Annotated in this window: 1 protein-coding gene and 1 pseudogene; both read right to left on the reverse strand. The window is 43.3% G+C overall.

What is annotated here, in order from left to right; genetic code table 11:
* On the reverse strand, positions 1-349 hold a 349-nt coding region (locus R7Q38_RS24415), incomplete at its 3' end, for a hypothetical protein (protein ID WP_318114659.1).
* 508 nt (positions 350-857) lie between these two features.
* Positions 858-1,109 (reverse strand): annotated as a pseudogene (locus R7Q38_RS24420) (hypothetical protein); the annotation flags it as partial.

Raw genomic sequence — 1,109 nt, forward strand, 5'->3', positions numbered from 1 at the left:
CTTTTACTTGCTTAGGTACCGGTGTTGGTTCACTGGATATTGTCGCGTTTTTCTTTGTTTTAGGGAAACTAGCGACATAAAGAGAACCATTCACAAGTGCTTTTGCAAATACAGGCGCATAAAGCTCTGGTGTCAGTTCTTCATCCGGTACGTTTGGGGGAAACTGACCAAGTAGATGATACAACTCTTCAACACGGCTTGAGCTAAGCGGTACGAAGTCATCTAGAAACGCCTTCGCACTCTGTTCTGAGTCAAACTTTTTGTGTTCACCTTTTGGGATTGGCTGACTGGAAAAATGAAAGCTTTGACCAAGGCAGTTGGTGAGAGGGATAACAAATTGAGGAATCATAGTTGTAACGAGTGTGTCCTTTCCTATTGCCTACCACTGACTTCACAAGTTTGCTTTGTTTTCATCTAGCAGGTACTGAGAATACAAAGCAAACGTGTGAAAGCCGGATCCTTTTCAGAATTCGACTATTCCTTGACTTGAATGCACTAAGGCGAATTTGATGCTCTTTAAAAAAGAATTGCTGAGCGTCGCGTACTCTAGCGGCTAAAAATGCCTTGAGTAAATGAACAATAGTGTGAGTGAGACTGAGGTCTCAGCGATTTGCCTTTTAGAGAGCAATTTCTTTTGTTAATTTGATTCGCTCCCCAGATAACAAAATTCACCAAGAAGATTCACAATAGTCGCATGACTGAGATACCGTGTCTCACACAAGAGAAGTTGACTCAAACTATAGAACGTTATGCTCATGTCCAGCGTGTCACGACAAGCTTCTGGCTCTCCATTGCATAACCGAAGCAATAAAAAAGCCGCCCTAAATAAGGCGGCTTTTGATGTTGTTAAGGTTCAATTATAGGTTTGGACCTGTAGAGGGAGTATGAGGTTGATTGTTACGCAGTTGCTGCATGCCTTGGAACATACGGATGAACCAGACAAGAATAGCTAACGCAGCGAATACCATTCCGACCCAAGGGATGAAGTAAGCGATGTCTTCGATCAACGTACTTTTCACCCAATAGTCACTCACCCCGACTAGCACACCGTTAGAGGTCGCTACGGTGACAATCAGCACAACAAAAAACGTCAGGTAGAGGAAGAAGGT

Source organism: Vibrio sp. Vb0598, from assembly GCF_033338935.1.
GTDB lineage: Bacteria > Pseudomonadota > Gammaproteobacteria > Enterobacterales > Vibrionaceae > Vibrio > Vibrio alginolyticus.